A 22802-nucleotide genomic window follows, 5' to 3' on the forward strand; every position below is an offset into this window, starting at 1 on the left:
GAGGAGAGCGAAGGAAGGCCTACCACCGGCCACCTGCACCCAGTCCTCAGGCCAAGAAGCTTTAAGCTGCCTCTTTCAGGTAACTTTCCAACTCCGCCCGAAACGCCGCCTGCACCCCCAGCCGCTTCAGCATCCAGTAATGTCCTGCAATCATCCGGTCAATAAAGATGCTCTCAACCGGTGGCTTGAAATAGTCCAGGTACTTGAACACCGTACTGGTTTTTGCGGCGACGGCTTTGTGGATTTCAGACTCGGCAAAATCATAAGGATGCGGGCTGTCGAAGGGTCGGATCAGGATGTCCCGCCACATGGCGTAATAGGCCTCATCCAGGGCGGGTTTTGACTCCACTCGTGCGCCCAGATCAATCAGGTGCTGGTCGAGGGCTTCATAGTCCTCGTGCAGGGCTGCAATCAGCGCCTTGCGATAGGCTTCGACAATCTCTGGTTTGAGCTTTTTCACGCAGCCGAAATCGTAAAGCACGATCGAACCATCCGGACGGTAGGCGAAGTTCCCGGCATGGGGGTCGCCGTGAATGCACTGAAACCGGAACAGCTGGTCTGCCATGGTGGAAAAGATCCGGTGACCAATGGTGTTGATGGTCTCCTGGCTGTACCGATCCGGGGTCACTTCACTGACGTGGTCGCCTTCTTCCAGCTCCAGCGTCAGCACCCGCCGTGAGGAGTGGCTGGGAACGTAATCCGGGATAATGACCCATGGGTCGTTGTGGTGAAATTCCCGGAACTGGCGGATATTGCGGGCCTCGTTCTCATAGTCCAGCTCTTCCTTGAGGCGTTCGCGGATTTCGCCAAACAGCTGATCCACACTTTCCTTGGGCATCTTGAGTAAGCCGCCCAGTTTAAGGGCCAATCGTAGCTGCTTCAGGTCGGAGTCGCAGGAGTCGTCCACGCCGGGATACTGCACCTTCACAATCACGTCGCGGCCGTCATGTAATCGGGCGCGGTGGACTTGCCCGATGGAGGCGGCTGCATATGGTTGTTCCTGCAGGTACTCGAACAATTCACCCACGGGCCTGTCGAGCTCGGACTCGACCTGAGCCAGGATCACCTCAAACGGCATGGGTGGAGCTTCTTTCTGCAGTTTCTGCAAGGCGTCAGAGAACTCCCTGGGTAGGAAGTCCTGGGTCTGAGAGGCGATCTGGCCGACCTTCATCACCGCGCCCTTGAGCTCGCCTAGGGTGTCGGTGATCTGCTCCGCCATCCGGCTATAGCCTTCGCTCCGGGTCTGCTCGTCGTCTTTTCCGGTGAGCAGCCGACGGGCCTTCTGACCAGCGTACTGGCTGGCAACGGTTGCGGTCATTCCCGCCAGTTTGAAAAAGCGGCCACTACGAGAGGTAACGGGTTTTTTCGCCATAATGAGTGTGTCTTAGGGCTCGTTAGAACCGGTAAGCCGGTCGGTTAAGGGCGCGCGGATCAGGCAACCGTGGTTTCGACAAACAGGGCGTTTTCCAGTTCCAGCGAAAGTCTTTGGCCGGAGGTCAGCGGGCCGACCCCAGCGGGCGTTCCGGTCAGAACGACATCCCCCGGAAGCAGGGTAAAGTGGTGGCTGATGTGCGTGATCAGCGGCAGGATTGGCACCAGCATATCGCGGGTATCTCCGGTTTGCTGGCGTTCGCCGTTGATATCGAGGGAAAAGGTCAGGTGGCCCTGAGGGAGGTCATTGGCATCGACAAAGGGCGACAGAGGGCAGGCGCCATCAAAGGCCTTGGCACGCTCCCAGGGGTGGCCCTTGTCCTTGAGCTTGCTTTGTACGTCTCTCAGGGTCAGGTCCAGCGCCAGCCCGTACCCGAGGATTGCACCTGCGGCCTCGGTCTCACTGGCGTGGCTCAGGGGTTGGCCGATCAGTACCGCCAGTTCGGTCTCAAAGTGCACCGCCCCGAAGCCCTGGGGTGGGGTAATGGGGCGGGTGATATGTACCGCGGACGTAGCTGGCTTGATGAACAGAAGCGGCTCGTCCGGAATGGGGTTGTTCAGCTCCCGGGCGTGTTCGGCGTAGTTGCGGCCAATGCAGACGATTTTCCCCAACGGCAGATGAATTGGGTTCCCATCCTTCCAGTGGTGCTGGTAATCAGCCATGGCCGCGCCTCCTTGGTTTACTCGCCCTCGAATGAGCAAACAGTATAAACCGCCAGGCCTTCGTCGCGCAGCTTTTGCGATCCGCCCAGGTCGGGCAGGTCAATCATTGCTGCAACTTCGACAATCTCCGCCCGGATGCGGCGAATCAGCCGGCTGGCGGCCATCATGGTGCCACCGGTGGCGATCAGGTCATCCACCAGGATTACCCGATCCCCCTGACGGAAGGCGTCTTTGTGCAGCTCAACGGACGCGGTGCCGTATTCCAGTTGGTAGTCTTCCACCAGTGTGTCGAACGGCAGTTTGCCTTTCTTGCGCACCAGTACCAGCCCAGCGTTCAGTTCGTACGCCAGCGCGGAGCCAATGATGAATCCGCGGGCATCGACTGCAGCTACGGCATCGATTTGCTGGCCGTGATAGCGGTGGACAAATGCGTCAATCAGTTTCCGGAACGCCGTGCGGTCCTGCAGTACGGTGGTGATGTCACGGAACTGAACGCCGGGATTTGGCCAGTCAGGCACAGTACGAATGGCCTGTTTGATGCTCTCTGAGAAGTAGTCCATAGCAGGTATCCGGGGGCCGGAATCAGGCCCCATCGAGGAAAATGAATTTCAGTACAAAGACCACGGCGATCACGGCAACGCTGGCGCTGAGCTGAGACCAGCGTCCGCTGAGGGCTTTGAGGGCTGCGTAGGTGATAAAACCCAGGGCAATGCCGTTGGCAATGGAGAAAGTCAGCGGCATCATCAGGGCGGTAACCACGGCCGGGGCGGCTTCAGTGACGTCTTCCCAGTCGATGAGCTTCAGGCCGGACGTCATCAGGACGGCCACGTAGAGCAGGGCTGGTGCAGTGGCGTAAGCCGGAATAATGCTGGCAATAGGCGACAGCAGCAGACACGCCAGGAAAAGCATGGCAACGACAACCGCCGTCAAACCTGTGCGGCCACCGGCAGCAATACCGGCAGTAGACTCGATGTAACTGGTGGTGGTCGAGGTGCCCATAGCTGCGCCGGACATGGTGGCCACGGAATCGCTCATCAGTGCGCGTCCCAGGCGCGGCAGCTTGCCGTCTTCATCCAGCAGGTTACCGCGTTGGGCCGCACCGATCAGGGTACCCGAGGTGTCAAACAGGTCTACGAACAGGAATGCAAAGATAACACTGATCATCGCGACGTCGAGGGCGCCAGCGATATCAAGTTGCATGAAGGTCGGGGCAAGGCTTGGCGGGGCGGATGCAAAGCCCTTGTACTCGACCATGCCCAACAGCATACCAACGACGGTAATCGCGATGATGCCGATCATCACCGAACCGGTGACATTGCGGAACGACAGCGCGCAGATCAGCAGGAAACCACCAAAGAACAGCAGTACCTCAGGGGCGTGAATGTTGCCGATTCCGACCAGCGTGGCCGGGTGGTCCACCACCACGCCGGCATTTTTCAGGGCGATCAGTGCGAGGAAGAAACCAATCCCGGCGGAGATGCCAAAGCGCAGGGACATGGGGATCGAGTTAATGATCCATTCCCGAACCCGGAAGATACTCAGCAGGAAAAAGATAAGCCCGGACATAAACACCGCGCCCAGGGCAACCTGCCAGCTGTAGCCCATGCTGCCGACGACAGTAAACGCGAAAAAGGCGTTCAGGCCCATACCGGGTGCCAGGGCAATAGGATAGTTGGCCCACAGGCCCATGATTAGCGTGCCAATGGCAGCGGCGAGGCAGGTGGCGACGAACACGGCGCCGAAATCCATACCGGCACCTTCGAGGATGCTGGGGTTGACGACGATGATGTAGGCCATGGTCAGGAAGGTAGTGATACCGGCGATCACTTCCTTGCGGACGTCCGTGCCGTGAGCCTTGAGTTGGAACAGTCTTTCAAGCATTGGGTATATCTGCCTTACATGGGCTGTTGATTTGAATGAACTGGAACGAAAGTGGTGAATATAGCTCACATCGTCGGGGATCCTGTTGAGGTCCGCTCTGTGGGCTGTATGAAAAAAAAGCAATGTTACCGGTTGGCGAAGGCCAGGCCAAGTAAGGGGAGTTACCTCTAGTAGGTTTTGTCCCGTTGCAAGCGAATGTCATAGCGGACGGCCAATAGCCGTGCGATAACGATGAACAGCAGTCCGATGGTCAGGGAAACGGTCTCGCTGGCCAGTTGCCACTGGCACAGGAAATAGATCCAGCAGCCTGCGAAGGAGATGGATGCGTAGATCTGGTCTTTGCGGAAAATGAATGGCACCTCATTGCAGAGGGTGTCGCGCAGGGCGCCGCCGAAGGTGCCCGTCATCACTCCAAGCAGTGAGGCAATGAACCAGGAGTGGCCCAGATCCAGCGCCAACTGGGCACCGAGAATCGAAAATATACCCAGGCCGATTGCATCGGGTACGACGATCCGGGACTCACGGATACGACCCAGCCGGTTCCAGTAACTGAAGATAATGGCCAGGCACAGAATGAAAATGGGCTGTTCCTGGTGCTTGATCCAGTACAGCGGGTGATTGTCCATAATCAGGTCACGGAGCGTGCCACCACCAAGAGCGGTGATAAAACCAATGGTGAATACCCCGACTGGATCCATGTTTTTCGAACGAGCCGCAATCATGCCGGAAATGGCGAAGGCAACAATGCCAATCATTTCAAGGCCATAAACGATGTCAAACATGGCGGGACAATCCTGGGGTTTACGCGGACAAACGGCTGTTCCTTCTGGGAGCGCGAAGGATAGCGGAAAACACCTATTACTTCACTATTGACTGCGTAAACGACGGTTTCTGTATTAGTGTTCTTTATGGCTGTGGATCAGTTTTGTTTATTTGATTCATGACTGGTGGGGCGATAGCGTGTCCAACGTCCAAAATAATCAATATAACGATGATAAATGGCCGGATGGCGTCCGGATCGGAGGCCATTCGGCACCTACCACAGCGGGGAACCCAAGAATGCGAGCAATTCTGTGTAAGGAATATGGTCCGGCGGAGAGCCTGGTTATTGAGGAGATCGATAGCCCGGTTGTTGGGGGCCGAGGGGTAAAGGTGAAGGTAAACGTTGCGGCGCTTAACTTTCCCGACACCCTGATTATTCAGGGGAAATACCAGCTAAAGCCCACCATGCCTTTTGCTCCCGGCGGCGAAATGTCCGGCGAGGTTATTGATATCGGTGACAAGGTGACCCGTTTCAAGGTCGGCGACAGGGTTGCCGGGCTCACCGGGTTTGGGGCATTTGCCGAAGAACTTGTGGTGCCAGAGCAGAATTTGCTGCCAGTGCCCGAGTCCATGAGCGATGAAAAAGCGGCGGCATTTAGCATGGTCTATGGCACGTCCTACTATGCCCTTAAACAGCGAGCCAACCTGCAGGCCGGGGAAACTCTTCTGGTTCTTGGGGCCAGCGGTGGTGTAGGTCTGGCTGCCGTGGAGCTGGGGAAGGCCATGGGCGCGAAGGTTATTGCAGCAGCAAGCACGGCAGACAAACTGGAAGTGGCCAGGCTGGCAGGCGCTGATGAGCTGATTAACTACACTGAAGAACCCCTCAAAGACGCCGTTAAGAAGCTAACCAAGGGCAAAGGCGTCGATGTGATCTACGACCCTGTAGGGGGCGACTTTACCGAACAGGCCCTGCGTGCCATGGCCTGGAATGGTCGTCATCTGATCATTGGATTTGCTGCTGGTGATATCCCGAAGATCCCCGCTAACCTGACCCTTCTGAAGGGCTGTTCGGTGGTCGGTGTATTCTGGGGCGCATTCACCCAGCAAGAGCCTCAGGAAAGTGCCCGAAACATGATGGAACTGATGGGGCTTTTCGAACAGGGCAAGATCGACCCAAAAATCAGCGAAAGCTACGAGTTCGGGGACTATGCCAAGGCACTCAACGCTCTGAGCGAACGTCGGGCGAAAGGGAAAATTGTCCTGAAGGTCTCCGCATAGCGCGTGTTGAACGCACGGGACCCCGAGAATTTGTTCCGGGGTCACGTTCCTGGCATTTTTGCGTGCAGCGATGTTCCGCCAGAGGTGGTAATGGTGTAGAACTTTAAATCCAAGGATCTTCGCGCGACGCCAGCAAAGGAACTGCTTATGCCAATACTGAACCTTTCTACAGGCCCGGTTCATTACACTGAGCATGGGCATGGGGTTCCGGTGGTTTTGCTGCATGCAAACCCAGGAGATAGCCTCGACTTTGAGGCCATTATTCCCGCCTTGTCCCAGAACTATCGGGTATTGGCAATCGACTGGCCTGGTTATGGACAGTCCGCCATCCCACCGTCTCCCGACTCCGCCACGGTTTTTCTTCTCTACAACATACTGAACGAATTCCTCGATGCGCTGAAACTGCCGCCGGCAATCTTTGTTGGCAACTCGGTTGGAGGGAATGTCGCAGCCCGCCTGGCCAGTGAACAGCCGGATAGGGTGAGGGGGCTGGTACTGGTCGCGCCTGGGGGATTTACGCCCCATAACTGGATCACGCGCAGTTTCTGCCGCTTGCAGGGTAGCCGTTTTTCTCTGTCTCCGCAGCGTTTCGCCCGTTGGTACCTTAAGCGCCGCAACGCTACGACGGAGGCGATGCTGGAGAGGGCTTCAGGCCTCCAGTCGGGCACGGATGCAGTCACGCTCAACCGGGCGCTCTGGCGGAGCTTTGGCAGGCCGGAAAATGATCTCCGGCAGTCCGCTCGAAGCATCAACTCGCCTACGTTGCTGATGTTTGGCAAATACGATCCTGCGATTGCGGCTGGGAAAGACGGAAAAGCCGCCGCTCAATCGGTTCCTTCGGCGAAGCTTGTCGTTCTGCCTTGTGGCCATGCCTCGTTTGCAGAAGTGCCCGAATTATTTCTGGCGGAGGCACTGCCGTTTTTGGAAAGAACGCTGCAGTCGTAGCGGCTCGGGTGTTGGGGTTGGTGTATTGGGGAAGATAATCAGGGATGGTGGATAAACGATGATTTCGTGGTTGTTGACGGTACTGAGTATTGCCGGGTTTGCCTTTTATTCTGACCTGGGTTCCGGTGACTTTCTTTACGGTGTTTTTTGTCCATTTGGTTTCGTGGTGAGTGTGGCTATTGCCCTTGCCAAGTTGTTTGGCTCGATCGGGGGAACGGGCGGCTCCGGTGGCACTGGCGGAGGCAATTCCTCCGACGGGTTCTGGGGCGGTGGCACTGGCGGCTGGGGTGGTGGTGGTGATTGCGGCGGCGGTGGATTTGGCGGAGGCGGTGATGGCGGTAGCTGTTAACCCGGAATTAGAAACATCGTGGCAGCGTTGCTGGCCGGCCTTGGGCGCAAGTGGGGATGGGCAGCAGGTCATGGCACGGTTGCTGGACGCCTATCAGGAGCCCCAGCGCAAGTATCATACGGCTCAGCACCTGGCGGAGTGTCTGCAGTGGTGGGAGGCTTGCCGTGAGCAGGCGGAGAAGCCTGCGGAAGTTGAGATGTCGCTCTGGTTTCACGATGCAGTCTATGACGTTAAGGGCCGCGATAATGAGGCACGGAGTGCAGCTTGGGCGGTACAGGCGTTGCGGGAGGCCGGGGTCTCTGAAGAGAGCCTGGGCCGGATCTCGGCATTGATCCTTGCGACTCGCCACTCCGTGACACCGGAAACGTCGGATCAGCAGTTGCTGGTGGACATTGACCTGGCAATTCTTGGGGCTCCGCGACCACGGTTTGATGCCTACGAGGCCCAGATTCGTGAGGAGTACCGCTGGGTTCCCGACGCGTTGTACAGCGACAAACGCCGTGAGGTGCTTGCCGGTTTCGAGGCGCGGGATGCGATCTATCGGACCCCCCGGCTATACGCCTTACTGGAAGCGCAGGCCCGTAGCAATCTTGCCCACGCGCTGAGTCAGCTATAGCTAGCGGGAGTATTTGGGGACACTATGCGAATCACGGAGACCGGACGACTGATCGTTCGCTGCCTCGAGTATCAGGATGCACCGGAGCTAACGGAGATTCTCTCTGACCCTGAGGTGATGAAGTATTCAGTGCGCGGCGTGTGCGATCGGGCAGCGACCGTCCGCTTTATCGACTGGTGCCGCAGCTGCTACGACACCCATGGGCTAGGACCCTGGGCGCTGATCGACAAATCCGGTGGCGACCTGGTGGGCTTTTGTGGTCTGGGACCAGAGCCGGTGGGTGAGGTGGAGGAAATGAACCTTGGTTACCGTCTGGCCCGGCACTACTGGGGCCAGGGTTTGGCTACGGAAGCGGTTCGTGCGGTATTGGCGTATGGTTTCGGGTCGAAGTCGGTTGATTCGGTGACGGCGATCATCGAACCGGAGAACCGGGCGTCTATACGAGTGGCCGAGAAAGCCGGTTTCAGTGATTACCTGGACGCAGAGTTCCATGGCCGGTCGGTTCGCCTTTACAGGCTTTCTGCAGGGGAGTGGCCCGCGGCCTGAGGAACGTATGTTGAAGGAAAGAAAGGGGGCTGGTGCCCCCTTTCTGGTTCACTACATCAGAAGCGAATCTTGCCGTCGTTGATGTCTTTTTCCAGCTCCGGGGTGACCAGGGTGTACTCCTGGGTTTTCGGTAGCCAGACGTAGACATCGTCTTCCGCTTTCTGGGTGGCATAGGCCATCTTCTGGATATCCACTTTGCGGTACTTGAAGGTACCTGTTTTCTCGATGCCGTCGGTGACCCGGATAAATACCGGGATGGCGTAAGGTGGCAGGTTGTCGTTCAGGTAGCGGAACAGAGCCTGGATGTCGAAGGCGGCCTTGCCTTGTTGAGGCACCAGGGTCACCATGCCAGCTTTGCCGTTGGTGTTGGGGATTTCCACGCCGTAGCCGATGGCTTCTTCAACGAGGCCGGAGCCATCAATGATGTTTTCGACCTCGGTCGTCGAGACATTCTCGCCTTTCCAGCGGAAGGTGTCGCCCATTCGGTCTACAAACTGCAGGTGGCGGAAGCCGATTTCACGTAGAACGTCGCCGGTGTTAAACCATTGATCGCCCCTCTTGAAGGCGTCCCGAAGGATGGACTTTTCGGTTGCTTCCTTCTGGGTGTAGCCCTCAAAGGACCATTTCTTGGTGATCTCACCTATCAACAGTCCGGGCTCACCCTGTTTGACTTCCTCCATGAAGCCTTTGCTGTTTCGAATCGGGTCGCGGGTACCTTCATGGAATCGCACCAGTTTGTAGGGGGCGGTTGAAAAGCCCACGGTGTTGTCCATGTTGAAGAAGTTGCTGAAGCCGATATTGCCTTCACTGGAGGCGTACAACTCGGCCACCGTATTGATGCCGAAGCGATCCTTGAACGGCTTCCAGATGGATGGCCGCAGACCGTTACCAATCATCTTGACCAGCCCATGGCTACGATCCTGGGGGGTGGCCGGTTGATTCAGCAGGTACCGGCACAGCTCGCCGACATAGCCAAACGTAGTGGCCTTGTATCGACGCACGTCATCCCAGAACGCGCTGGCGGAAAATTTGCGCCGCAGAGCGATGGCGGAGCCGCCGGCAATAACGGAACCCCAGCACACCAGGAGCGCGGTGCCGTGGTACAGCGGCAGGGTGCAGTACAATACATCCTCTGGCTGCATGCTCAACGACATCAGGCCAAAGCCGCCGTAGGCTTTGACGAATTTCCGGTGGCTGCCCGGCGCAGCCTTGGGTAACCCTGTGGTACCGGAAGTGAACAGGTAGACAGCGGTATCGCCCATGGTGGGTGGGTTGGGTACTTGTGGGTTCATGCCCTGGTAGGCGCTTACATTGGCCGCCAGGTTGATGTAGCCATCGGGGGCGTCGCCAAACCCGCTCAGGGTGTTGCAGTCCGCCAGGAACAGGAAGGGCTCGTCACCGCTGATTTCAAGCTGGTCGCGTACCTGGTCGAAGGTGTCAGACAGTTCTTCGCCGACCACCACCAGTTTGGGCTTGATCAAGTTGATACTGTGCTCCAGTACCCGCCCTTTCTGGGAGGTGTTGAGCATGGCGCAAGCCACACCCAGTTTGGCAGCACCTGCGACCACCGCAAGTAACTCCGGACGGTTTTCCAGGAAGACAGCGATAGCGTCGCCTTTTACCAATCCACGGGAACGAAAGTAGTGGGCAAACCGGTTAGCCCAGGCATTGAAGTCTTGCCAGTTGATGCGCACATCGTCGTAGAGCACGGCTGGACGACGAGGGTACTTGTCGGCGTTGCGCTCAATCAGGGTGCCCAAGGTCAGGTCTTTGTTGTCATCCTTGACAGAGTAGTAGTAATAGCCCTTGGCGATGGAGGGAAAGCGCCGCAGTATGCCAGGCAGACTGCGGACCAGGTCACGTGCGGAAACGGTGTTGTCGGTCATGCGTGTATCCGTTGGGGTTGTGCGAGTTTATACGTTGTAATGTTTTCCCGGGGATTGGCACGACCCCCGTGATCAGTCGAGGAACAGATCCGGCAACAGCGGTTTGTTCCCCTCGGCATAACGGTAGTGGTCAAACTCCGTCACGCCGTCACTCCTTAACAAGTCTTCATCGATCAGGGCCTGGCCACTCAAGGACTGATCGGTCCGTGCCAGGATGCTGACCGCGGCATCCGCCATGATGTCGGGCTTGCGGCCCTGGGCCATCAGCGCCGGACCTCCGGCCTCGAATTCAATGGCAGCGGTGGAAATCAGCGTTTTCGGCCACAGCGAGTTGACGCTGATGCCGTAGCGCCGGAATTCCTCCGCCATGCCAATGGTCATCATGGTCATGGCGTATTTGGTCGTGGTGTAGGGACCATACTGGGCGAACCACTTTGGGTTCAGGTTCAGTGGAGGCGACAGGCTGAGTATGTGGGCCTGTGAAGACTCCTTGAGCCAGGGCAAAGCCGCTTGGCTACAGCTGAACACCGCTCGGGCGTTGACCTGGTGCATCAGGTCGTAGCGACTGGCCTTGAGCTTTTCCACACCTTGCAGGCGAATGGCACCGGCGTTGTTCACCAGCATGTCGAGCCCGCCGAAATGGTTGGCGGCCTGGTCGATGCAGGCTTTCACCATCGCGTCATCACGCACATCCAGTACCAGCGGCAGTACCTCACCACCGAGTTCGCGTATTTCGTCGGCCACGGTATGGATGGTGCCCGGCAGCTTGGGGTGAGGCGTGTCGGATTTGGCGGCGATGACCACCTTCGCACCCTCCTTTGCACAGGCCAGGGCAATGGCGCGGCCAATACCCCGACTGCCACCGGTTATAAATACAGTTTTGTCGGTCAGTCTAGTCATGATCAGGTCTCTTTAGGTTAGTGGGGATTCGTCGGCGCTGTCGGCGTGTACCTCCACCAGCAATTGCTGGCGGCGAACCTGGTTCCCGGCTGCGGTATGCAGTTGGGTCACCTTGCCGTCCCGGTCGGCTTTGACCGGGTGTTCCATTTTCATCGCTTCCAGAACCACCAGAACATCACCCTGGCGAACCTGCTGACCTTCCTCCACCATCACTGCCACGATGGCCCCATCCATAGTGGCCCGGACCTGGCCAGAGCCGCTGAGGGCACTGGATTCCGGAGGCTGGTGGGTGACATCGCACAGGTGTACGGTGTGGCCGGACAGCTGCAAATATAGGTGATCGCCGGAGCGGTGATATTGGCAACGGTGACGAACCCCGTTGTCGATGAAGCATAGCTGCCCGTTTTCCTGACTCACCCATTCCAGCTCGCAGCTTTGCTGCTCGTAGCTGACCTGCAGGCGCTGGCCCTGATGACGAACCAGCAATTCGAAGCGGTTGTCGCCATGGGTCAGGGTCAACGGAATGCGGGTGGCAAGGGCGTTGCTCCAAGCTGTTTGCTGATTATCCTGAGTGCTCAGGATGGTGGCAGCCACCGCCAGTTCACGCAGGGTCGGGGCGTGTGGGGCCATGGATGGGTCGTCGGAAAAATGTTGCTCCAAGAAGGCCGTGGTGGCTTCGCCAGCAGCAAACACCGGATGGTCGATGACCCGGCCCAGGAAGTGCTGGTTGGTAACCACCCCGAAGACCTGGCTGTCTTCCAGGGTCCGTAGCAGGCGCCGCCGGGCTTCGTCCCGGTCCTGCCCCCAGGCAATGACCTTGGCGAGCATCGGGTCGTAGTGCGGGCTAACGGTGTCGCCGGTACAGACTCCGCTGTCAAAGCGGATGCCTTCGCCGGTGGCGGGTTCAAAACGTTCGAGTTGCCCGGTCTGGGGAGTGAAGCCGTTGCGGGGGTCTTCGGCGTATAGCCGTACCTCAATCGCATGACCATTCAGCACGATGTCGTCCTGGGTCAGTGGTAACGGCCGTCCTTCGGCGACCGCCAGCTGCCAGGCCACGAGATCCTGGCCGGTGATCAGTTCGGTGACCGGGTGCTCAACCTGCAGCCGGGTGTTCATCTCCAGGAAGTAGAAATTGCGGTCGCTGTCCACCAGGAACTCAACGGTTCCCGCACCCCGGTAATCGCAGGCCAGGGCCGCTTTCACGGCGGCTTCGCCCATGGCCTGGCGCAATTCCGGTGTTACGAAGGGCGATGGCGCTTCTTCCACGACTTTCTGGTGGCGACGCTGGATGGAACAGTCCCGTTCACCCAGGTACACCGCATGGCCATGGCTGTCGGCGAAGACCTGGATCTCGACATGACGAGGCTGCAGGACGGCCTTTTCCAGAATCAGTTCATCATCACCGAAGGCCTGTTTCGCTTCTGAGCGGGCGCGGGCGATGTTGTCGGCGAGCTGCGACTCATCCTCGACCAGTCGCATGCCGCGTCCACCGCCACCGGCAGAGGCCTTGATCATCAGGGGATAACCAATGTCCCGGGCGGCAGCGATGAGCTCTTCGTCACTGGCGTTGTTGCCCTCAAACCCGGGTACCACTGGCACACCGGCCTCCTGCATGGCGATTTTGGACCGGCGTTTGCTGCCCATCAGCTCGATGGCAGCGGCTGGCGGTCCCACAAACACCAGTTCGGCTTCTGCGCAGGCGTTGGCAAAACCGGCGTTTTCCGACAGGAAGCCGTAGCCGGGATGAATACAATCGGCACCGGTTTTCCGGGCCGCTTCCAGAATGACGTCAGCGTTAAGGTAAGAGGCCGACACCTGGGCCGGGCCGATCAAAACGGCTTCATCGGCTTCCCGGACATGGCAGGCGTTGGCGTCGGCTTCGGAGTACACGGCCACCGTGCGGTAGCCGAGGTCGCGGGCGGTACGGATGACCCGAACAGCGATTTCTCCGCGGTTGGCAATTAACAGTTTTTTCAGCATGCCGAATCCTCAGTGGTTGTCGGCGGTGTCGATATCCGCCCAGGCCGGTGGCCGTTTCTGTACGAATGCCATGGTGCCTTCGGCACCTTCGGGGCCTCGCACGGCGGCGGCGAATTGCGCGGCCGCATCGTCCAAGAGCGCGCCCATGGGCTCTTTGCCAACCCGGTGGAGCAGGCGCTTGGTGTTGGCGGTGGCCTGAGGGGCGCAGTGACGAACCCGGTCCAGGGCGGTGGCAATGGCGGTGTCGAGTTCATCACCGTCACCGCAGAGCTGGTGAAGCAGTCCCAGTTGCAGCGCCTCATTGCCCTTCACCTTGCTGCCAAGCAGGGCCAGCCGCCGGGTTTGGGTCAATCCGATGCGCTCAACCACAAACGGGGCAATCTGGGCGGGAATGACGCCAAGGCTGGTTTCCGGCAGCGCGAAGGTCACGGTCGGTCCGCCAATGGCAACATCTGAGATGCAGGCCAGTCCAAATCCGCCGCCCATTACTGCACCTTCCAGTACGGCAATAACAACCTTGCTGGATTCATTGGCCTGCTGAATCATGTGGCCAAAGGCCCGGTTCAGGCGATAGAACGGGTCCTGATCGCCTTCGCCGGCAGGTAGACTGCGGGCGCCTGCCATATCCTTGATGTCGCCACCGGCGCAGAAATGGCCGTCGGCGCCGCGCAGAACCACCGCACGGAGGGTGTCATCTGCTTCGATGCGGCTGAACACCGCGGACAGCTCTGCCACCATCGCCAGGCTCATGGCGTTGCGGGCCTGTGGCCGGTTCAGGGTGATGTGAAGGGCATGACCCTGGCGAACCAGGGCCAGGGTGTCGCAATGGGGTAGGTCGGTCATGGATAGGCTCCCTGGGCAACGGCCTTACTTGCGCTTTCCGGGCAGAATGCCCATGGTCTTGCAGATGATGCCGAGCATGATTTCATCCGCCCCGCCACCGATGGACACCAGGCGAACGTCCCGGTGTGCGCGGGAAATCGGGTTGTCCCACATGTAGCCCATGCCACCCCAGTACTGCAGGCAGCTATCGGTCACTTCACGGCCCAGACGTCCGGCCTTGAGCTTGGCCATGGACGCAAGCTGGGTAACATCCCTACCTTTGATGTGCAGTTCGCAGGCTTTGTAAGTAAGAGCGCGCAATGCTTCGATTTCAGTTTGCAGCTCGGCCATGCGGAAATGGATGACCTGGTTATTGATCAGCGGCTGGCCGAAGGTTTCACGTTCGCGGCAGTATTCGATGGTTTTGGCGACGCAGTTCTCCAGCGCCTTGATGACGTTGGCAGAGCCCCACATGCGTTCTTCCTGGAACTGAAGCATCTGCATCATGAAGCCCATGCCTTCGGCCCCGATGCGATTGCGCTGGGGAACGCGCACGTCGTCAAAGAACACCTGGGCGGTTTCAGACGAGCGCATGCCCAGTTTGTCGAGGTGACTGCTGAAGCTGATGCCGGGGGTATTCATGGGCACCACAATCAGGGATTTGTTCTTGTGGACCTGATCGTCAGAGGTGTTGGCCAGCAGGCAGATAAAGTCCGCTTTTGGAGAGTTGGTGATCCACATCTTGGAGCCGTTAATGACGTAGTCGTCACCGTCCTTGCGGGCGGTGGTCTTGAGCCCCGCTACGTCGGAGCCGGCACCGACTTCACTGACACCAATACAGCCCACCATGTCACCGGCAATAGCCGGGGCCAGGAAGTCGCGCTTGAGCTCATCGGAGCCAAAGCGGGCCAGGGCAGGGGTGCACATGTCGGTTTGTACGCCGATGGAGAGGGGCACGCCGCCGCAATGGGCCATCCCGAACTCTTCTGCCGCCACCAGGTTGTAGCTGTAATCCAGCCCCATACCGCCATACTCTTCCGGCTTTTGGATGCCGAGCAGGCCGAGGTTGCCGAGCTTCTTGAAAATGTCGTGAATCGGGTACTCGCCGGCTTTTTCCCATTCGTCACAGTGCGGATTGATTTCCTTCTCGACGAAATCGCGGACGGTCTTCCTGAGGGCGTTGTGTTCAGCGGTAAATTCCATGGTGTTCTCCGTGTATTCGTTACGTAATCGTTATTGTCGTTTTGAAATGTCAGAGCCGGGCGACGCCGAAGGTGTTCGGCCGTAGCGGTCTGGCGTCGGCCTCACGGCAGACGGACAGCGCGAGGGCCAGTACCCGGCGGGTGTCGCGGGGATCAATCAGACCGTCGTCCCAGAGCCGGGCTGTGCCAAACAGGGCCGTGGAGCCGTCTTCCAGTTTTTTGGCGGTGGCCTGTTCAAGGAAGGCCAGGGTCTTTTCGTCCGGCTCCACGCCAGCGCGGCGCTGTTTGTCTTCGGCTACGATGCGCATCACCTTGCCGGCCTGGGCCGGGCCCATGACCGCGGTACGGCTGTTCGGCCAGGCGAAGATGAAGCGGGGATCCAGCCCGCGGCCACACATGGCGTAGTTGCCCGCGCCGTAGGAACCGCCGATCAGTACCGCAAGCTTTGGCACGCGGCAGTTGGCCACGGCCTGGATCATCTTGGAGCCATGTTTGATGATGCCGCTCTGTTCGGCATGGGTGCCCACCATGAAGCCGGTGGTGTTGTGCAGGAACAGCAGCGGAGTGCCGACCTGGTCGCACAATTGGATGAACTGGGCGGCCTTAACGGCACCATTGGCGGTAATCGGGCCATTGTTGCCAATGATCCCGACGGCATGACCTTCGATGCGGATGGTGCCGCATACCGTCTGGTTATCGAGTTCGTTCTTGAAGTCCATGAACCGGGAACCGTCGGCGATACGGGCGACTACCTCACGGACGTCATAGGGTTGCTTGGCGTCTGCTGGAACAACACCGAGCAATTCATCCGGCGAATGCAGCGGCTCTTCCCAAGACAGCTCGCGGGTGGGCGGCAAGTGGTCGTTCCAGGGCAGTGCGGACAGCACATTGCGGGCATAGCGGATGCCGTCGGCATCGTCTTCGGCCAGGTACTCTGCGGTGCCGGCCACCTGGGCGTGCATTTCGGCCCCACCCAGTTCCTCGTCGGTGGCAACCTCGCCGGTAGCGGCCTTCAGTAGTGGCGGCCCCGCCAGGAACATCTTGGCTTTGTTGCGCACGGTAATCACGTAGTCCGACAAGCCGGGCTGGTACGCACCGCCGGCGGTAGCGTTGCCATGGACGACCGTGACCTGGGGGATACCGGCGGCAGACATTCTGGCCTGGTTGGCAAAGCCACGGGCACCGAGAACAAAAATGTCGGTGGCGTAGTTGAGGTTGGCGCCTCCGCTTTCTGACAGTGACACCACCGGGAGTTTGTTCTCCATGGCGATCTGTTGCAGGCGAAGGGTCTTGTCCAGGCCGGCGGGGGTGATCGTGCCCCCTTTGATGGCGCTGTTACTGGCAACAACGAGGCAACGAATGCCACTGACCATACCAATGCCGGCGATGATGCCGCCGCCGGCCATGGAGCCGTCCTTGTCATCGTGCATCTTGTAGCCCGCCAGGGAACACAGCTCCAGAAACGGCGTGCCCTGATCCAGCAGACGGTTGATGCGGTCACGGGGGAGCAGTTTGCCTCGCTGGGTAAACTTCTCCCGGGCCGACTCAGCCAGGTCGAGTACCTTCTGTTCCACGGTCCGCCAGGTCTGGATATGGCTCTCCATAACGTCTGCATTGGCGCGGAACTCGTCGGATTGGGGGTTCAGTGTGCTTTCAAGAGTGTCCATCGTTCCGATCCTCAGTTGTCCTGGAGCACCTTGGGGGTGCTGCTGCGATGGAAACCGTCGTAGGGTTCGTTGTTCTTGGCGTTTGGCAGCGGCCAGATCGGTGAGTCCTGGGATGCCGCGCCATCAATACGCAGGGTGTCTCCGCTGATAAAGGCGGCACCGGGGCTGAGCAGGAAGCAAATGGCGGAGCTGACTTCAGCCTCAGTTCCCATAGCCTTACGGGGAATGTGGTTACCTAGGTTGCGAATCCATTCCTTCATGGTCGCCGGGTAGTTGTCCATACCGCTGGAGGCAATCCAGCCGGGAGCGACGGCATTGACCCGCACGCCGGAGCAGCCCCATTCGTAGGCAGCGGTCTGGGTAAAATTGACCATGCCGGCGCGGGCAGCACCGGAATGGCCCATGCCGGGCATGCCGCCCCACATGTCAGCAACAATGTTGACGATGGCGCCACCGGTCTTCGACAGGGCCTGGGTGTACGCTTCCCGAGCCATCAGGAAACCGCCGGTCAGGTTGGTCCGCACTACGGTCTCCCAGCCCTTCTGGTTGATGCCGGTCAGGGGCGAGGCGAACTGGCCGCCGGCGTTGTTGACCAGGCCGTGCAGCCCGCCGTGTTCCGCAATGATGGCCTTGATGGTGGCCTTAACCGCGTCTTCTTCCCGGATGTCACAGACATGGGCGCTGGCGACGCCGCCATCTTCGAGAATTTCTGCTTTGACCGCCTCGACTTTCTCTTGCTTACGGCCAACCAGGGCGACCTTGGCGCCAAGAGACGCGAGCTCGTGGGCTGTACAGCGGCCAATACCGGAGCCGCCGCCGGTGACGATAAAGACCTGGCCGTCGAACAGGCCGGGACGCAAAACAGACTGGTAGCTCATGAATCTTGTCCTTTATTGAGTACAGAGGAAGCCACGGGAATGGGCATTTCCAGGAGTTGTTGGGCGAAGGCCTTGCCTTGGGGGTCGATACGAAGGCTGGCAACGCCGCCGCCGCCAAGGCTGTGCTCCAGCAGGAAGTTGAAGCCGTGAATGCCCGGCAGCGACCAGCGGGTCACCCGGCCAGTGTCAGGGTTTAGAGTGTGGGTCATCCACTGGGCAACCGCCGATTCACTCAGGGCGGCGGCCAGGTAGGGTTCGAATTCGGGCTGGCGGGCGATTACGCCAATGTTGCTATGGTCACCTTTGTCGCCACTGCGGGCCCAGGCCAGAGCGACCAGAGGAACCGTGGTGTCGGTTGCCGGTGTTTCGTCTCTGGCAGGTTCAGCAGCCAACAGGCCGGGGTTGAAGGCGCCGTTCGTCGCAACAGCGACCGGCTGGGCCTCGGCGCCGGTATCTACGGTAACCGTTACCTCGGTCTTGGGAACCAGGCAGGAGTACAGGCGAATCTTCGGCCAGACAGTTGGTCGACCGCCAACAATGCCGGTCAATCCCGGAGCCATCCCGGTGGCTGCCTGGGCGATCTCGCGGGAGAACAGTACCAGTGCCTCTTTCTTGGGATGGGCGACACTGATCTTGACCACCACTTCCCGGCACTCCCCGCCACGGCCATGAGGGCCATAGGTGGCTTCGGTTCCCAGCAGCTCAACGCTGGTTTCCGAGTAGGGCGGAATGTCCCGCTGCTCGAACATGCGGCCGGTTTTGTTAAGGATGGCATTGGCGACCCGCTCGGCCTTTGCCTTGGCGTCTATGCCTGCGAGCAGGAACGTTACGGTGCACTTGAAGCCATCCGGCCAGGTGCCAGACACCTTGTAGCTATCGGTTGGCTGCTGGCCTCGTGCGCCTTTGACCAGCACCTGGTCGGGGCCCACCTGTTCCAATGTGACCTGGGTGAAATCGCAGGTCACATCTGGCAGCAGGTAAGCGCGTGGGTCGCCAATCTCATACACCAGCTGTTCTGCAACGGTGCCTCGGGTGACCTGGCCACCGGTGTGTTCCGGTTTGGTCATCACGAAATCGCCTGACGCGCTGACCTCCGCAATCGGGAAGCCCATGTCCTCATACCCCTCAGACACGTCCTGCCAGTCCGTAAAGTTGCCCCCGGTACTTTGAGCGCCGCACTCCAGCAAGTGCCCGGCCAGGCTGCCCTGGGCCAGTCGGTCGTAATCGTCCCAGGCCCAACCGAATTCGTGCACCAAAGGGGCCAGTACCAGCGCGCTGTCCGCCACCCGGCCAGTGATGACAATGTCGGCACCCTGTTCCAGCGCCGCCACCAGACCGGGGGCGCCGAGATAGGCGTTCATGCTGACCATCATCGGCGGCATGGCGGCGCCGGTGCCCAGTTCAGTGACGCCGGACTCGGCCAGGGCTTTTTTCTTGGGAAGCAAATCATCCCCCAGAACGAGGGCAACCTTGAGATCCACGCCGGTTTTCTCACAGAGGGCCTGCAGTGCATCGCGGCAGGCGGCCGGGTTTACCCCGCCGGCGTTGCTCAGGACGCGAATGCCGTTGGCTTTGATGTCAGCCAGTAATGGGCCCATCACGGTTTTGACAAAGTCGGTGGCGTAGCCCGCGTCAGGGTCTTTCATCTTCTGACCGGCCATGATCGACATGGTGATTTCAGCCAGGTAGTCGGCAACCAGGTAATCGAGGTTGCCTTTCTCAACCAGTTGGCGCGCAGCAGTTTCGGTGTCGCCCCAGAAAGCGGCGGAACAGCCAATGCGGATGGTGCGATTGTTCTGATCTTGGTTGGCCATGATTCGTCCTTTTAGTCCGGCCCGGTTGGGAGGCCTGGAAGCAGTCAGCTGTCGATAGGATGAAACGACAATACCAAGCAAGCGCTTGGTTTGTAAATAGGGCCAAACAGGATAGAATGAGCCATTCGTTGCCAACCAACCGGAAAATCCCGTGAATCAAGAAGCCATTTTGAAGTCTCTTGTTGCCGATCAACTTGTTTCCGACCCTGCCAGTGCCCGTGGCCGCCTGTTAAAAGAAGCGGCTCGTCTGTTCCGCGACAAGGGCTACGAGCGAACCACTGTGCGTGACTTGGCGGCGGCAGTGGGTATCCAGTCAGGCAGTCTGTTTCATCATTTCCGTTCCAAGGAGAAAATCCTGGAGGCGGTGATGGTTGAGACAATTTTGCTGAACACCGCTTTGCTGAAGTCTGCCGTGGACGAGGCTGATAACAACGGAGACAAGCTTCGGGCATTGATTCGCAGCGAACTGGAGTCGGTTATCGGCCAAACCGGAGAGGCGATGGCCGTGCTGGTGTATGAGTGGCGGAGCCTGTCGGAGGAATCCCAGGAAAAGGTGCTGGCGCTTAGGGACATCTATGAGCAAGTCTGGCTGGATGTATTGGAGGCACTGAAAGCGGAGGGGGCGTTGTCTGCCAATCCGTTTATTGTCCGGCGGCTGCTTACCGGCGCCTTGAGCTGGACGGTGACTTGGTACAAGCCCGAAGGCGGCATGAATCTGTCGGCATTGACCGAGGAAGTCATGGCAACCCTGAGTTTGCAGGGGTAAGGCGGTTTCATTTTTTTGATACAAATGTGCCACCTGCAATGTTTTGTTAAGGCATTGAAAGGTAAGAGTTAAGTTGGTTTTTCCTGTGTGTCGTTACTGGGCCATTGGCCTAGTCGGCATGATTTTTTGGCACCAGAGCCATGTTTGTATTGCGACGTTCGTCGCATTCTTCACCCTGTAGAAAGTGAAACCGGAAGGCTGCCGGAAGCGTGTCATAACAGACGCGGTTCTGGAGTCAAATTCCGGAGTCAATAAAAACAAAATGTTACAGGGCGAATTATGACTTCCTCTTCGTTCAATCCGAGAGAAATCCTGCACACTCTGAAAAGCAAGTTGCTCACCGTTCCTGCGCTGGCGCTGCTCGCTGGTTGTTCTGCCAACCCAATCTACACGACGACAGGTGTTGTTCTTTCCAACTATTCGGAAGGCGAGGCAACCCCTTACGTTCTGCAAATGTCTGATACCAGCATGGCTTGCAGCCTTGGTGAAGGCATTGATCCGTTGCTGTATTCGTTTTCCCGTGTCACTTCCGCTCCGGACTCCACCGGTGCGTTGCTCATGCTTTTGGCGGCCAACTGCAGTGAGCAGCGGGCTTGGGAGGCGGAGCTGAGCTACCTGCGTGCCGACTATCAGGGCAACGTACCTGCTGCCAAAGATGCCCGTGAGCGCATGAAGCGAATGAATGCGGAAATCGCCACGCGTCGCTATGAGGCCTTTCAGCGTGCCATGCGGGCGTATGACTACGATCCCAATGAGGCCAATCCGGAATGCCCGTTCCTGTATGAGGAGCAGGATGAATTTACCTTCCTGATCGGTTTGGTGACCGGCATGCAGGCTATCGTCAATGACGCCAACTCGGGCTCGATGGCGGGGGTGCCCCGTAATATTGCCCCGCAGGCGGAACGCGCGGCCCAGTGCCTGGATAATGAAAAATGGGCTGGTCTGCCTAACGCCATCCGTGCCTTGGTCTGGCTGTTGATCCCCGATACCCAGCCTGCTTTGGCGCCAGATCCCTGGCGGGTGTTTGACGACAGCGCTCGTCTTGGAATTGAGAGCGGATTGCGCATCTCCATGGCTCTGCAGGCAGTAGCGGCAGAAACTTTTGGACGCCCTGATGTTTTGGAAGAGGTGCTCAAGCAATACACCGAATCTGAAGACTCTTTCACGGTGAATGACGATTATCGCCTGGTGGACACCGTTGCCGGTGAGGTTCTGTTGTTCTCATCGGACAAGTATTGGACCGAACACTATGGCTACCGTACGCCACAGCGCTATTTTGGCCTGCTCAGCGAACAGCGGGCCGGTGAAGATACGCCGGTCATGAGCCTGGACGACCTGCTCTGAAGCGTCGGCCCATTAAAAGATCCAGTGTAAACAAACATAAGAAATGACCCGGAGGTCTAGCATGTTTCGTAAATCCCTTGCAGCGTTGACACTTTCCCTGGCCGCTCCCATGGTGGCTGCTGAGCCGGTAAAGATGTGTGTGTTTGATGTAATCGGTGCCAATGGCGATGTCTTCAATATGGTCAAAGACTACGCCTTGGAAATGAAGAACCATGGGGTGGACTTTGAGTTGCGCCCATACACCGATGAAGGTGTTGCGGTGGGTGACTTCAACTCGGGCCAGTGTGACGTGGTTGCTGCCACTGACCTTCGGACCCGTCCATTCAACCGCTTCACCGGCAGCATCAGTGCCGTTGGCGCAATCCCCACCTACGATGACCTGCGCACCCTGCTGGCGACCCTTGCCCAGGATCGCGCCGCGCCGCTCATGCGGGAAAACGGTTACGAGGTGCTGGGTATTGTCCCGGCCGGTGCCGGTTACCTGTTCGTCAACGACCGCTCCATCGACACCGCCGGTGAGCTGGCGGGCAAGCGAATGGCAACCCTGGACTACCAGAAAGACGCCATCCACATGGTGAACTATGTGAAGGCGACCGTTGTTCCGTCTGACATCACCAACTTTGCCGGCAAGTTTAATAACGGCTCGGTTGATACAGCCTATGCTCCGGCGTTCGCTTATGAGGCACTGGAGCTGTACAAGGGTATTGGTGAGTCCGGTGGCATTGTCGACTACCCGCTGGCCCAGCTGACTATCCAGATCATTGCCAAGGATGATGTGTTTGACGATGCCACTGCGCAGGCGTCACGTCAGGTAGCCTGGGGCATGTTCGGTCAGGCGATGGACCTGATTGGGCGTCTGGAACAGGCTATCCCTGAGGAAAAGTGGATTCGTATCCCTGCCGCTGATGTTGAGGGTTACCAGGAGATGTTCCGCGAAAACCGTCTGCAGCTGCGTGATGGCACCGACGGTGCGGATCAGGTGTACAGCCCGAAGATGATGGGGCTGCTGGCAAACATTCGTTGCGCCAGCAATCCAGGCGCTTCCGAGTGTACCGCGACCAACCGCGAATAA

Annotated in this window: 20 protein-coding genes; 7 read left to right on the forward strand and 13 right to left on the reverse strand. The window is 58.7% G+C overall.

What is annotated here, in order from left to right; all coding sequences use genetic code 11:
- Positions 1–61: 61 nt before the first annotated feature.
- From BMZ67_RS11545 to BMZ67_RS11565, 5 genes are all read right to left on the reverse strand, one after another.
- Entirely contained in the window at positions 62–1372 is a 1311-nt protein-coding gene (locus BMZ67_RS11545) for an ABC1 kinase family protein (protein WP_092022743.1), read from the reverse strand.
- A gap of 59 nt (positions 1373–1431) precedes the next feature.
- Positions 1432–2094, reverse strand: coding sequence for a fumarylacetoacetate hydrolase family protein (locus BMZ67_RS11550; RefSeq protein WP_092022745.1), 663 nt, complete (start codon positions 2092–2094; stop codon positions 1432–1434).
- A 17-nt stretch (positions 2095–2111) separates the two neighbouring features.
- The gene (locus BMZ67_RS11555; protein ID WP_092022746.1) at positions 2112–2654 is read right to left on the reverse strand and encodes an adenine phosphoribosyltransferase; all 543 of its coding nucleotides are present in this window, start codon (positions 2652–2654) and stop codon (positions 2112–2114) included.
- A gap of 22 nt (positions 2655–2676) precedes the next feature.
- Positions 2677–3975 carry an NCS2 family permease gene (locus tag BMZ67_RS11560; protein WP_092022748.1) on the reverse strand — a complete coding sequence of 433 codons (1299 nt, stop codon included), beginning with the start codon at positions 3973–3975 and terminating at the stop codon, positions 2677–2679.
- Between the two features lie 167 nt (positions 3976–4142).
- The gene (locus tag BMZ67_RS11565; RefSeq protein ID WP_092022750.1) at positions 4143–4757 is read right to left on the reverse strand and encodes a trimeric intracellular cation channel family protein; all 615 of its coding nucleotides are present in this window, start codon (positions 4755–4757) and stop codon (positions 4143–4145) included.
- Positions 4758–5034: 277 nt separating this feature from the next.
- On the opposite strand from BMZ67_RS11565, the gene BMZ67_RS11570 reads away from it, so the two are divergent.
- From BMZ67_RS11570 to BMZ67_RS11590, 4 genes are all read left to right on the forward strand, one after another.
- Positions 5035–6015 carry an NADPH:quinone oxidoreductase family protein gene (locus BMZ67_RS11570; RefSeq protein WP_092022752.1) on the forward strand — a complete coding sequence of 327 codons (981 nt, stop codon included), beginning with the start codon at positions 5035–5037 and terminating at the stop codon, positions 6013–6015.
- A gap of 147 nt (positions 6016–6162) precedes the next feature.
- Positions 6163–6960, forward strand: coding sequence for an alpha/beta fold hydrolase (locus BMZ67_RS11575; RefSeq protein WP_092022753.1), 798 nt, complete (start codon positions 6163–6165; stop codon positions 6958–6960).
- A gap of 227 nt (positions 6961–7187) precedes the next feature.
- Positions 7188–7925, forward strand: a complete 738-nt coding sequence (locus BMZ67_RS11585) for an HD domain-containing protein (RefSeq protein WP_217642493.1) — start codon at positions 7188–7190, stop codon at positions 7923–7925.
- Positions 7926–7949: 24 nt separating this feature from the next.
- A complete protein-coding gene (locus tag BMZ67_RS11590) occupies positions 7950–8471 on the forward strand; it encodes a GNAT family N-acetyltransferase (RefSeq protein WP_092022759.1) in 522 nt (173 codons plus the stop codon).
- A 56-nt stretch (positions 8472–8527) separates the two neighbouring features.
- Here the strand turns inward: BMZ67_RS11590 and BMZ67_RS11595 are convergent, their stop codons facing one another.
- The 8 genes from BMZ67_RS11595 to BMZ67_RS11630 all read right to left on the reverse strand — a co-directional run bounded on the left by BMZ67_RS11595 (position 8528) and on the right by BMZ67_RS11630 (position 19620).
- On the reverse strand, positions 8528–10357 hold the full coding sequence (locus BMZ67_RS11595; protein WP_092022761.1) for a long-chain-acyl-CoA synthetase: 1830 nt from the start codon (positions 10355–10357) through the stop codon (positions 8528–8530).
- 72 nt (positions 10358–10429) lie between these two features.
- A complete protein-coding gene (locus tag BMZ67_RS11600) occupies positions 10430–11257 on the reverse strand; it encodes an SDR family oxidoreductase (protein ID WP_092022763.1) in 828 nt (275 codons plus the stop codon).
- 12 nt (positions 11258–11269) lie between these two features.
- A complete protein-coding gene (locus tag BMZ67_RS11605) occupies positions 11270–13237 on the reverse strand; it encodes an acetyl/propionyl/methylcrotonyl-CoA carboxylase subunit alpha (RefSeq protein ID WP_092022765.1) in 1968 nt (655 codons plus the stop codon).
- A 9-nt stretch (positions 13238–13246) separates the two neighbouring features.
- Positions 13247–14080, reverse strand: coding sequence for an enoyl-CoA hydratase/isomerase family protein (locus BMZ67_RS11610; protein ID WP_092022767.1), 834 nt, complete (start codon positions 14078–14080; stop codon positions 13247–13249).
- A 24-nt stretch (positions 14081–14104) separates the two neighbouring features.
- The gene (atuD, locus tag BMZ67_RS11615; RefSeq protein WP_092022769.1) at positions 14105–15262 is read right to left on the reverse strand and encodes a citronellyl-CoA dehydrogenase; all 1158 of its coding nucleotides are present in this window, start codon (positions 15260–15262) and stop codon (positions 14105–14107) included.
- Between the two features lie 49 nt (positions 15263–15311).
- Entirely contained in the window at positions 15312–16928 is a 1617-nt protein-coding gene (locus BMZ67_RS11620; protein ID WP_092022771.1) for an acyl-CoA carboxylase subunit beta, read from the reverse strand.
- 11 nt (positions 16929–16939) lie between these two features.
- Complete coding sequence (locus tag BMZ67_RS11625) at positions 16940–17806, reverse strand: SDR family oxidoreductase (RefSeq protein ID WP_092022773.1); 867 nt, start codon at positions 17804–17806, stop codon at positions 16940–16942.
- Positions 17803–19620 carry an acyclic terpene utilization AtuA family protein gene (locus tag BMZ67_RS11630; RefSeq protein ID WP_092022775.1) on the reverse strand — a complete coding sequence of 606 codons (1818 nt, stop codon included), beginning with the start codon at positions 19618–19620 and terminating at the stop codon, positions 17803–17805. The genes BMZ67_RS11625 and BMZ67_RS11630 overlap by 4 nt, the downstream gene beginning before the upstream one ends.
- A 151-nt stretch (positions 19621–19771) precedes the next feature.
- Here BMZ67_RS11630 and BMZ67_RS11635 point away from each other — a divergent pair, with 151 nt between their 5' ends.
- The 3 genes from BMZ67_RS11635 (at position 19772) to BMZ67_RS11645 (ending at position 22802) form a co-directional block, all read left to right on the forward strand.
- On the forward strand, positions 19772–20386 hold the full coding sequence (locus BMZ67_RS11635) for a TetR/AcrR family transcriptional regulator (RefSeq protein WP_092022777.1): 615 nt from the start codon (positions 19772–19774) through the stop codon (positions 20384–20386).
- A gap of 279 nt (positions 20387–20665) precedes the next feature.
- The gene (locus tag BMZ67_RS11640) at positions 20666–21730 is read left to right on the forward strand and encodes a hypothetical protein (RefSeq protein ID WP_092022779.1); all 1065 of its coding nucleotides are present in this window, start codon (positions 20666–20668) and stop codon (positions 21728–21730) included.
- 61 nt (positions 21731–21791) lie between these two features.
- Positions 21792–22802: a putative solute-binding protein gene (locus BMZ67_RS11645; protein ID WP_092022781.1), complete on the forward strand. Its 1011-nt coding sequence runs from the start codon at positions 21792–21794 to the stop codon at positions 22800–22802.

This window comes from Marinobacter zhejiangensis (genome assembly GCF_900114775.1).
Lineage (GTDB): Bacteria > Pseudomonadota > Gammaproteobacteria > Pseudomonadales > Oleiphilaceae > Marinobacter > Marinobacter zhejiangensis.

What these genes read in the sequence shown, in the direction of transcription:
- BMZ67_RS11640 (WP_092022779.1), top strand. Translation starts at nt 20,666, where the DNA reads ATGACTTCCTCTTCGTTCAATCCGAGAGAAATCCTGCACACTCTGAAA.
- BMZ67_RS11565 (WP_092022750.1), bottom strand. Translation starts at nt 4,757, where the DNA reads ATGTTTGACATCGTTTATGGCCTTGAAATGATTGGCATTGTTGCCTTC.
- BMZ67_RS11570 (WP_092022752.1), top strand. Translation starts at nt 5,035, where the DNA reads ATGCGAGCAATTCTGTGTAAGGAATATGGTCCGGCGGAGAGCCTGGTT.
- BMZ67_RS11590 (WP_092022759.1), top strand. Translation starts at nt 7,950, where the DNA reads ATGCGAATCACGGAGACCGGACGACTGATCGTTCGCTGCCTCGAGTAT.
- BMZ67_RS11560 (WP_092022748.1), bottom strand. Translation starts at nt 3,975, where the DNA reads ATGCTTGAAAGACTGTTCCAACTCAAGGCTCACGGCACGGACGTCCGC.
- BMZ67_RS11625 (WP_092022773.1), bottom strand. Translation starts at nt 17,806, where the DNA reads ATGAGCTACCAGTCTGTTTTGCGTCCCGGCCTGTTCGACGGCCAGGTC.
- BMZ67_RS11555 (WP_092022746.1), bottom strand. Translation starts at nt 2,654, where the DNA reads ATGGACTACTTCTCAGAGAGCATCAAACAGGCCATTCGTACTGTGCCT.
- BMZ67_RS11620 (WP_092022771.1), bottom strand. Translation starts at nt 16,928, where the DNA reads ATGGACACTCTTGAAAGCACACTGAACCCCCAATCCGACGAGTTCCGC.
- BMZ67_RS11610 (WP_092022767.1), bottom strand. Translation starts at nt 14,080, where the DNA reads ATGACCGACCTACCCCATTGCGACACCCTGGCCCTGGTTCGCCAGGGT.
- BMZ67_RS11630 (WP_092022775.1), bottom strand. Translation starts at nt 19,620, where the DNA reads ATGGCCAACCAAGATCAGAACAATCGCACCATCCGCATTGGCTGTTCC.
- BMZ67_RS11545 (WP_092022743.1), bottom strand. Translation starts at nt 1,372, where the DNA reads ATGGCGAAAAAACCCGTTACCTCTCGTAGTGGCCGCTTTTTCAAACTG.
- BMZ67_RS11595 (WP_092022761.1), bottom strand. Translation starts at nt 10,357, where the DNA reads ATGACCGACAACACCGTTTCCGCACGTGACCTGGTCCGCAGTCTGCCT.
- BMZ67_RS11600 (WP_092022763.1), bottom strand. Translation starts at nt 11,257, where the DNA reads ATGACTAGACTGACCGACAAAACTGTATTTATAACCGGTGGCAGTCGG.
- BMZ67_RS11575 (WP_092022753.1), top strand. Translation starts at nt 6,163, where the DNA reads ATGCCAATACTGAACCTTTCTACAGGCCCGGTTCATTACACTGAGCAT.
- BMZ67_RS11645 (WP_092022781.1), top strand. Translation starts at nt 21,792, where the DNA reads ATGTTTCGTAAATCCCTTGCAGCGTTGACACTTTCCCTGGCCGCTCCC.
- atuD (WP_092022769.1), bottom strand. Translation starts at nt 15,262, where the DNA reads ATGGAATTTACCGCTGAACACAACGCCCTCAGGAAGACCGTCCGCGAT.
- BMZ67_RS11550 (WP_092022745.1), bottom strand. Translation starts at nt 2,094, where the DNA reads ATGGCTGATTACCAGCACCACTGGAAGGATGGGAACCCAATTCATCTG.
- BMZ67_RS11605 (WP_092022765.1), bottom strand. Translation starts at nt 13,237, where the DNA reads ATGCTGAAAAAACTGTTAATTGCCAACCGCGGAGAAATCGCTGTTCGG.